Source organism: Streptomyces sp. DH37 (assembly GCF_029813835.1).
Taxonomy (GTDB): Bacteria; Actinomycetota; Actinomycetes; order Streptomycetales; family Streptomycetaceae; genus Streptomyces.
This window is the reverse complement of the sequence record NZ_JARVKV010000006.1, coordinates 116959-125799: the sequence shown is the minus strand read 5'-3', so window position 1 is coordinate 125799 and position 8841 is coordinate 116959. Positions and strand designations below refer to the sequence as shown.

The window sequence follows — 8841 nt, the reverse complement described above, 5'->3', positions numbered from 1 at the left end:
ACCGGCACCACCCCACAGAACGAGGAGCAACGTGAGCGGCAAGGGCGCCCCCGAACTGACCGTCAAGAACTGCGGCGACCTGCGCGTGGCCGTGATCGCCGCGCAGTGGCACGAGAAGGTGATGGACGGCCTGCTGAACGGCGCGCTGCGCGCCCTGGGCGAGCTGGGCATCCACGAGCCCACCGTGCTGCGCGTCCCCGGCAGCTTCGAGCTGCCCGTCGCCGCCAAGGTGCTGGCCGCCCGCGGCTACGACGCGGTCGTCGCGCTCGGCGTGGTCATCCGCGGGGGCACCCCGCACTTCGACTACGTCTGCCAGGGCGTCGCCCAGGGCCTCACCCAGGTCTCGGTGGACACCGGCGTGCCCGTCGGCTTCGGCGTGCTGACCTGCGACACCGAGGAGCAGGCCCTGGACCGCGCCGGCCTGGAGGGCTCCGGCGAGGACAAGGGCCACGAGGCGGTGACGGCCGCCGTCGCGACGGCCGCCGTCCTGCGCACCGTCGCCGAGCCCTGGCGCTGAGCGGGGACGGGACCGGCGTAGGGTAGGGGGCACCATGGCGAACAAGACATTCGAGGAACTGTTCGGCGAGCTCCGGCAGAAGGCCGCCACCGGCGACCCCGCCACCTCCCGCACCGCCGAGCTGGTGGCCGCGGGCGTCCACACCATCGGCAAGAAGGTCGTCGAGGAGGCCGCCGAGGTGTGGATGGCCGCGGAGTACGAGGGCGCGGACCGCACCGCCGAGGAGATCTCCCAACTGCTGTACCACCTTCAGGTGATGATGGTCGCCCGGGGCATCAGCCTCGACGACGTATACGCTCACCTGTAGAGCGCGTCCCGGTGGGGGCGCGCCCCCACCGGCGCCCCCGCCGCCGTCAGCACCGACCGCACATCCCCGCGCCGACCGCACCGGCCCCAGAACGCGAAGGAAGACCGCCCCATGCTGCGCATCGCCGTCCCCAACAAGGGTTCACTGTCCGAGCCTGCGTCGGCGATGCTCCATGAGGCGGGCTACAAGCAGCGCAAGGACCGCCGCGAGCTGGTCCTGGTGGACGGCGACAACGAGGTGGAGTTCTTCTTCCTCCGCCCCCGCGACATCGCCGTCTACGTGGGCTCCGGAAAGCTCGACATCGGCATCACCGGCCGCGACCTGCTGCTGGACTCCGGCGCCGCCGCCGAGGAGATCCTCCAGCTCGGCTTCGCCGCCTCCACCTTCCGCTACGCCACCCGCCCCGGCACCGCGGACGGCGTCGGCGACTTCGGCGGCATGACCATCGCCACCTCCTTCCCCGGCCTGGTCGCCAAGCACCTGGCCGACCACGGGGTGGACGCCTCCGTCGTCCGCCTCGACGGCGCGGTGGAGACGGCCATCCAGCTCGGCGTCGCCGAGATCATCGCCGACGTCGTCGAGACCGGCACCACGCTGCGCAACGCCGGGCTGGAGATCATCGGCGAGCCGATCCTGGAGTCCGAGGCCGTCGTCATCCGGCGTACCGGGGCCCCCGCCGACGACCCCAAGGTGCGGCAGTTCCTCCGCCGCATGCAGGGCGTCCTGGTGGCCCGGCGCTACGTGATGATGGACTACGACATCCGCGCCGAGAAGGTCGAGCAGGCCGTGGCCCTCACCCCCGGCCTGGAGTCGCCCACCATCTCGCCGCTGCACCACGAGGGCTGGGTCGCGGTGCGTTCCATGGTCCCCGCCAGGGACGCCCAGCGGATCATGGACGACCTCTACGACCTGGGCGCCCGGGCGATCCTCACCACCGGCATCCACGCCTGCCGCCTCTGACGGCCCGCCGCCGTCAGCACCGACCGCACCGACGCACACACCCCGGAGAGCGACGCCCGTGTCCGCCCCCGCCCCCGAACCCGGCGCAGAGACCGGCCCCGGCCTGCCGGTGACCTTCCGGCCCACCCGCACCCGGGTCGTCCTGCTGACGGTCGGCGTCACGATCCTGGCCACCCTGACCACGGTCGCGATGCTGCTGGAGGGGCTCGGGGCGGGCGAGCGGGCCAGCTTCGTCGTCACCGGTCTGCTGTTCCTCGGCGTCCTCGCCCTGCTCAGCCGCCCGAAGGTGGTCGCCGACGCCGACGGTGTCACGGTCGTCAACCTCACCACCCGGCGTCACCTGGAATGGGCAGAGATCATCAAGGTGAACCTCCGCCCCGGCGACCCCTGGGTCCTCCTCGACCTCTCCGACGGCACCACCCTGCCCGCCATGGGCATCCAGCCCGGCATCGCGCAACAGCAGGCCGTCCGGGACGCGAGGACCCTGCGCGAACTGGCCGAGCGGTACGGCACGGGACCGGCGGCCGGCTGAGCCCGGCCCTCCCGTACCCCGCCCCGGTTCGCGCGGCGCCGCCGCACCCGCGTCGGCGGGCGGCTCCCCGGGGGCCGGGCGGTGTCCCGGCCGCACCCGCCTCGCGGCCGGACCCCGGCGCCGCTTCCCGCTCCCTGAGGCCGGCCCGGTCCGGGACTCAGGCGAACGACGGAGGCTCGCGCCGCGGCCCCTCGGGGCCGCGGCCGGACAGGACCTCCCCGTACGCCTGCATCAGGTCCGGCAGCCGCAGCGTGGCCAGCTCCTCCCGGGAGGGCGTGCCCGGGTAGCCCGACAGCCGCAGATCGCGGTAGGCGCAGGACTTCTCGTACAGCGTGCGCAGGAAGCGGCCGTTGCCCAGCTCGTCGATCCAGCCCTGGTCCACCACGTGGCCGCTGATGCTGCGCAGCTCGTCCAGCGCCTCCTCGTCCCACACGTCGCCGTTCTCGGCCGCCAGCACCTCGCCGATCGCCGTCAGCTCCGGCGGCCGGTAGCTGGGGAAGTCCACGCGGGTGGTGAAGCGCGAGCCCAGGCCCGGGTTGGCGGCCAGCAGCCGGTCCATGCCCTCCGGGTAGCCCGCCAGGATCACCACCAGCCGGTCCCGGCTGTCCTCGGCGCGCTTGAGCAGCACCTGCAGCGCCTCGTCGCCGTACGCGTCGCCCTTGCCGTAACCGGTGTTGGACAGGCTGTACGCCTCGTCCACGAAGAGCACCCCGCCCAGCGCGGAGTCGATCAGCTCGTTCGCCTTGACCGCCGTCTGGCCCAGGTACTCGCCCACCAGGTCGGCGCGCTGCGCCTCCACCAGGTGGTCGCCGCCCAGCAGGCCCAGCGCGTAGAACACCCGCCCCAGGATGCGCGCCACCGTCGTCTTGCCCGTCCCCGAGGGACCGGAGAAGACGAAGTGCCGCTTGGGCGGCTGGACGGGCAGCCCCTGCTCGGCGCGGAGCCGCGCCATGTGCAACTGCGCCGACAGCGCCCGCACCTGGCGCTTGACCGGCTCCAGGCCGACCATGCGCTCCAGCTCCCCCATCGCGCCGGCCAGCAGCACCGGGTCGGCCGGCCCGGCCGGGAACCGCCCGTCGGCCCCGCGGCGGCCGGACGACGACCGCTCCCGTACGCCGTCGGCCTCCGCCGGCACGGGACCGGCCGTGCCGCCCGCCGTGCCGCCCGCCGCACCGCCGGACCGCGGGCCGTCGGCGGCCGGTTCGGTGAGGTCCACGCCGTCGACGGCGTACGCGCCGCCGACCGGCGGGCCGCCCTCCAGCAGATCGCCCAGCACGTCGGCGCCGTCCGTCCCGCCGTCCGCGACCGTCACGGCCGTCGCCATGCCCGGCGCGTCGTCCAGCCCGTCGCCCTCGGCGATGGCGGTCAGCCGGGCGGAGGTGTCCATGAACGCCGGGTCCACCCGGTGCACCGCCCGGTACAGCGGCAGCGCCGCCGCGCTGCGCCCGGTGCCCTCCCGGGCGCGGGCCAGCCAGTAGCGCAGCTCCTTGCGCTGCGGCTGCTCGCTGCGGCAGCGCATCAGGGCGGCGGCCAGCAGCGGCTCGGCCTGTCCGTACATCTCCAGCCGGACCCGGGCCATGCCCGCGAACAGGCTCGCCTCGATGCCCAGCAGCGGATCGCCCACCAGCGGCTCGGTGTGCCGTACCAGCAGCTCCCAGTCCTTGGCGAGGTAGGCGCGGCAGGCGTGCAGGAACCTCACCTGCGGATCGGTCTCCACCGGCGGGCACTCGGCCAGGGCCCGGTCCAGCTCGGCGACGTGGCGGCCGTCCAGCCAGTGCGAGGCGTGCGCCAGCAGCAGGTCGCGCTCGGTCTCCAGCACCGGCTGCACCCACCAGCCCAGCCAGTACCAGGAGTTGAGGGACCGGCCGTGCCGGGCGCGCTGCTCGCCGAAGCGGTGGCGGTGCTCGTGCATGCGCAGCAGGGCGGTGGCGGTGTCCACGCGCAGGGCGTGCAGTCCCAGCCAGGCGTCGGCCATGCCCGGGTCGATGCGCACGGCGGCGCGGAACTCCTCCTCGGCGTGGGCGTAGCCGCCGACGGTGTACGCGTCGACCCCGCGCAGCCAGGCGAGGTCGGCGGGGGCCTGCGGACCATGGGTGTCCTGCGTGCCGTAGCCCATCACGTCCCCCACGAAACGTCCCCCGAAGGTATGCGCCGGGTGGTCGCCCGGCGGCGGTGGCGGTTCCCAACGACGCTCAACGGCCTTGCTGAGGAAGGAAGTTGCCGCAGACGGCAAGGCGGTGCCCCGACCCCCCACGGCCTTTGGCATGGTACCCGCGCGACGGTTTCGGTCGTAGACGGCGTATGGGCAGGCCAGTGGGGCAGAGGGGGCGGACCGGCGCTCGGGGCGCGGCCGTTCGGTGACGGACGGTGATGCGAGGCGGAGTGAGACGGGGTGAGGTGGGGTGGGACGGGGTGAGGTGGGGTGAGATGGGGTGAGACGGGGTGAGACGGGGAGGCCGAGGGCGTCCGGGCAGAACGAAGCCCCCGGTCACGGGGGAACAACCGGGGGCTTCGCGTGGTGAACGGCCTGTCCGGGCCGTTCGGGGAGAACGTAGAACCCGGACCCGTGGTCGGTCAAGCCGGGCCGGACGGGGATCCGCCGCCCGGTACGGCGGGAGCGTCCGCCTCCGACGGCACGTCACCCACCGTGTGCGCGGGCGGATTCGGCGTCCGCCCCGCGCGGGCCCGGACGCACCAGATATCCCCCCGCGTCCCGCCGCACCAGGTGGTCGGCGTAGGGGCGGGTGGGATCGGCGGCGAAGTGCCGCTCCTCCGCGCGTTCCCAGCCGTCCCAGAAGGCGTCGAGCCGCGGCCCGTCCCGCCGCCGCCCGCGCGCCCAGGCCTCCTCGCGCGGCACGTCCAGCCACAGGACGCAGGCCAGATGAGGGCGCAGGGCACGGCGGCCCGCGCCGACCCCTTCCACCAGCACCACCGGCGCGGGCGGCAGCGTGCGCTCCCCGTCGAACACCCGGCGCTCCCAGTCGTAGACCCCGTACCGGGCCGGCTCCCCGTGCGCGAGGGGCGCGACCACCTGCTCCAGGACGCGGCCGGTCCACTCGAACAGGGCGTCATGGCTGGCCAGGTCGTCCAGATGGAGCACCGGGGCCCCGCCCGGTTCCGCCGCCAGCCGTCCGGCCAGCGTGCTCTTGCCGGACCCCGCGTGCCCGTCGACCGCCACCAGGCGCACCGGCCCGCACGACGGCGGCAGGGCGCGCAACCGCCGGGCGAGACCGGCGAGGTCACCGGGGCCGACGGAGGCACCGGAGGCGCTGGAGGCTCGTGGGGTCACCGCTCCAGCGTACGGCCGCCCGCCGGCGCCCCGGCCGCCCTCCCCGGCAGAGGACGAGACCAATGAATCCGCGCGTCCGGCGGACGCGAACACTGGCCGCGGTGATCCGCCGGGGGCAAGATGAGGAGACCTCACGGTGCCTCGCCGCACCGCACCCGCCACACCCGCGCGGTTCACGGACGCGGCCTCCTCCACGCACCGACTCACGGAAGGACCGGGGTACCCACCGCCATGACCGACAGCAGACCGGCCACCCGCCGCACCGTACTCGCCGCCGCCATCGCCACCGCGGCGACCGCCGCCGTCGCCTCCTCGGCCGCCGCCTCCCCGCTCTCCGCCGCTCCGGCCGCCTCCCGGGGCGGTTCGCGGGACGGCTCCTCGGTGGACTACCACGGCTGGACCTCCGCCGCCGACTGGCGGTCCGGCACCGGGCAGGGCACCCGTGTGGCGGCCGGCCGGCGCCCCGGCGTCGCGATCGCCGCGCCCGCGGGCACCACCGACTACACCGACCCGCACACCCGGCGCACCGCCACCTGGGAGTACGCCGTCTGGACCTCCCCGGTCCACCGCCTGCCGGTGCCCGCGAGCGAGCTCGTCGCCTCCTGGAACGCCCACACCCCGGCCGGCACCTGGATCCGGATCGAGATGCGGGGGACCTACACCGACGGCACCGACACCCCCTGGTACACCCTGGGCGTCTGGGCCGCCGGCGACCAGGACGTCCGCCGCACCTCCGTGGACGACCAGGGCGACGGCAAGTCCAGCGTCTGGACCGACACCTTCGCCGTCGACGACACCTCCACCGGCCTGCGCCTGGCCTCCTACCGGCTGCGCGCCACCCTGCACCGCGCCCCCGGCACCGACGCCACCCCGACGCTCTGGCGCCTGGGCGCCATGGGCTCCGACGTCCCCGACCGCTTCGAGGTCCCGGCCACCGCGCCGGGCGTGGCCGCGGGCGTGGAGCTGGACGTCCCGCGCTACTCGCAGAACACCCACATCGGCCAGTACCCGGAGTACGACAACGGCGGAGAGGCGTGGTGCAGCCCCACCTCCTCGCAGATGATCATCGAGTACTGGGGCCGCAAGCCCACCGCCGAGGACCTGGCCTGGGTCAACCCCGAGTACGCCGACCCCCAGGTCTGCCACGCCGCCCGCTTCACCTACGACTACCAGTACTCCGGCTGTGGGAACTGGCCGTTCAACACCGCGTACGCGGCCACGTACCGCGACATGCAGGGCATCGTGACGCGTCTGGACTCCCTGGCGGACGCCGAGAGGCTGATCCGCGCGGGCATCCCCCTGATCACGTCCCAGTCCTTCATGGCCTCCGAACTGGACGGCGCGGGCTACGGCACCTCGGGCCACCTGATGACCGTCATCGGCTTCACGGAGGACGGCGACGTCATCGCCAACGACCCGGCGAGCCCCAGCAACGAGGCCGTCCGCCACGTCTACAAGCGCCGTCAGTTCGAGAACATCTGGCTGAGGACGAAGCGGTACGACGCCAACGGTCGGGTGCGGAGCGGCACGGGCGGCGTCTGCTACGTCCTCTTCCCGGCCCATGTTTCTCCAGGTCAGAGGCGCGCGCTGGCTTCTGTCGGCATCTGCTGACGAAAGCCGACAGGCCCCTCTCGCTCCGGCGAGAGGGGCCCGCTTCTCTTGATCCAATAAGACTGGGGAGAATCTGGGGAGATCGTTTAGGAATCCGCCTCGAACCACTCCTGCATCGCGCGCCGCCCGCGCCCGTCGGCCTCCGGCATCATGTGCGCGTACACCCGCAGCGTGATCGCCGCATCCGCGTGGCCGAGCCACTTCGATACTGCCACCACCGGCTCCCTCGCGTGAAGCTGCACGGAGGCGAAGGTGTGCCGCAGCACGTGGAAGCCGTCCTCGCGGGCCGCCTCGTACTTGCGCACCGCCCGCCGCCGCGGCCCCTGCCGCACCTGCACGGCCTCACCGATGACTCCGGCCGCCGCCAGCGCCGGCTTCCAGTACCGGCCGTTCCACACATCCCGCCGGCACGCCCCGCCCTGGGCGGCGAGGAAGATCAGAGCGTGGGTGCGCGGGGCCCGCTCCCGCTCCTCCTTCTCCGTGGTCGGGTCCGCCGGGTCCCCCCACGGCAGCGTCACCTCTCTCGGCGGATGCGCGTCCATGTGCTCCTTGAGGGTCTTCAGCAGGTACGGCGGGGCCGGCACGATGCGAGTCTTGCCGCCCTTTGGCAGCGCGTACACCAGCTTCGAGCCGACCTTCTTCACCTGCCGCCGCACATGCAGCACCTCGGCCGCCTCGTCGATGTCCTCGACCGCCAGGCCGAACACCTCACCCTGCCGCAGCCCGCACCCGACCCCAACGTCCACCATCGCCCGGAACCGCTCCGGCAGCGCCTCGCGCACCGCCCGGATCCGCTCTTTGCTCCACGGCTGGACCTTCCGGTCCGGGATCTTCGGCAGAGTGATGGTCTTCGCCCGGCAGGGATTCTTCCGGATCCGCTCGTCCTCCACCGCGGCCTGCAGCACCGCCGACAGGTAGCCCCACACCTCGTGCGTTGTCGACGGGCCGACGCGGGACTCCATCTGCTTCAGGAACAGCCGCAGCTGCGGCACCCGGATGGCGTTCAGCGGCTGGGCGCCGAGCAGCGCGGTGATGTGGTCCAGCCGGGAACGGATCGTCAGCAGCGTCGCCGGGTCACCGGTCTTCGCCGGCCACCAGTGGCCCTCGACGTAGTCCCTGAGGGAGAGCTGGCCGAGGCGCGGATCGACGAACTCGCCGATCTGCGCCTCGTGCTCGGCCTTCGCCTTCCACGCCCGCGCCGCAGTCAGCTTCCCGTCGGGGAAGGACCGGGCCCGCACGCCGGGGATGCCGGTGACCTTGTACCGCATCCCCTTGCCGTGCCGGGCGGTGGGCTTCTTGTCCTTAGTGAACCAGCGGTCCTCGATGTACCCCGGCATGGCGGCCTCCCGTTTCAGGCGAGTTGATGCTGATGATCTCGCCTCCCCACAGCTGGAACCACTGTCCCCCGCTGAGGACCCGGGCGGCAGCCGAGTTGAGAGCCGCGACCCCTTCGGGGAGGAACAGGCCGCAGTGGAGCTTGTAGGTGATCCCTCCTCTTCGCTCCACCGTGTAGACCGGCTCGTCGTCGGTACAGAGGCCGAGTTCGTCGTGCTCGAAGCGGACAGAGAGCATGAGGGCACCCCCATATGTGTCGCCGCAGGGTGATGGGGGTCCCCTGAGGCATA

The 8841-nt window shown here is 73.5% G+C and carries 8 protein-coding genes; 5 read left to right on the top strand and 3 right to left on the bottom strand.

Annotation, left to right across the window (positions count from 1 at the left end; all coding sequences use genetic code 11):
• Positions 1–31: 31 nt before the first annotated feature.
• From ribH to QC029_RS05565, 4 genes are all read left to right on the top strand, one after another.
• Positions 32–517: a 6,7-dimethyl-8-ribityllumazine synthase gene (gene ribH / locus QC029_RS05580; RefSeq protein WP_279554270.1), complete on the top strand. Its 486-nt coding sequence runs from the start codon at positions 32–34 to the stop codon at positions 515–517.
• Between the two features lie 34 nt (positions 518–551).
• The gene (locus QC029_RS05575) at positions 552–824 is read left to right on the top strand and encodes a phosphoribosyl-ATP diphosphatase (protein ID WP_279554268.1); all 273 of its coding nucleotides are present in this window, start codon (positions 552–554) and stop codon (positions 822–824) included.
• Between the two features lie 111 nt (positions 825–935).
• The gene (gene hisG, locus QC029_RS05570) at positions 936–1784 is read left to right on the top strand and encodes an ATP phosphoribosyltransferase (RefSeq protein ID WP_279554267.1); all 849 of its coding nucleotides are present in this window, start codon (positions 936–938) and stop codon (positions 1782–1784) included.
• Between the two features lie 58 nt (positions 1785–1842).
• The gene (locus QC029_RS05565; RefSeq protein WP_279554266.1) at positions 1843–2316 is read left to right on the top strand and encodes a PH domain-containing protein; all 474 of its coding nucleotides are present in this window, start codon (positions 1843–1845) and stop codon (positions 2314–2316) included.
• A 157-nt stretch (positions 2317–2473) separates the two neighbouring features.
• Here the strand turns inward: QC029_RS05565 and QC029_RS05560 are convergent, their stop codons facing one another.
• Complete coding sequence (locus tag QC029_RS05560) at positions 2474–4432, bottom strand: AAA family ATPase (protein WP_279554319.1); 1959 nt, start codon at positions 4430–4432, stop codon at positions 2474–2476.
• Positions 4433–4954: 522 nt separating this feature from the next.
• Complete coding sequence (locus QC029_RS05555; protein ID WP_279554265.1) at positions 4955–5605, bottom strand: uridine kinase; 651 nt, start codon at positions 5603–5605, stop codon at positions 4955–4957.
• A 231-nt stretch (positions 5606–5836) separates the two neighbouring features.
• Between QC029_RS05555 and QC029_RS05550 the strand changes: the two genes are divergently transcribed.
• The gene (locus tag QC029_RS05550; protein WP_279554264.1) at positions 5837–7216 is read left to right on the top strand and encodes a peptidase C39 family protein; all 1380 of its coding nucleotides are present in this window, start codon (positions 5837–5839) and stop codon (positions 7214–7216) included.
• A gap of 86 nt (positions 7217–7302) precedes the next feature.
• Here QC029_RS05550 and QC029_RS05545 read toward each other — a convergent pair whose 3' ends face one another.
• Entirely contained in the window at positions 7303–8553 is a 1251-nt protein-coding gene (locus QC029_RS05545; RefSeq protein ID WP_279554263.1) for a site-specific integrase, read from the bottom strand.
• Between the last annotated feature and the right edge of the window lie 288 nt (positions 8554–8841).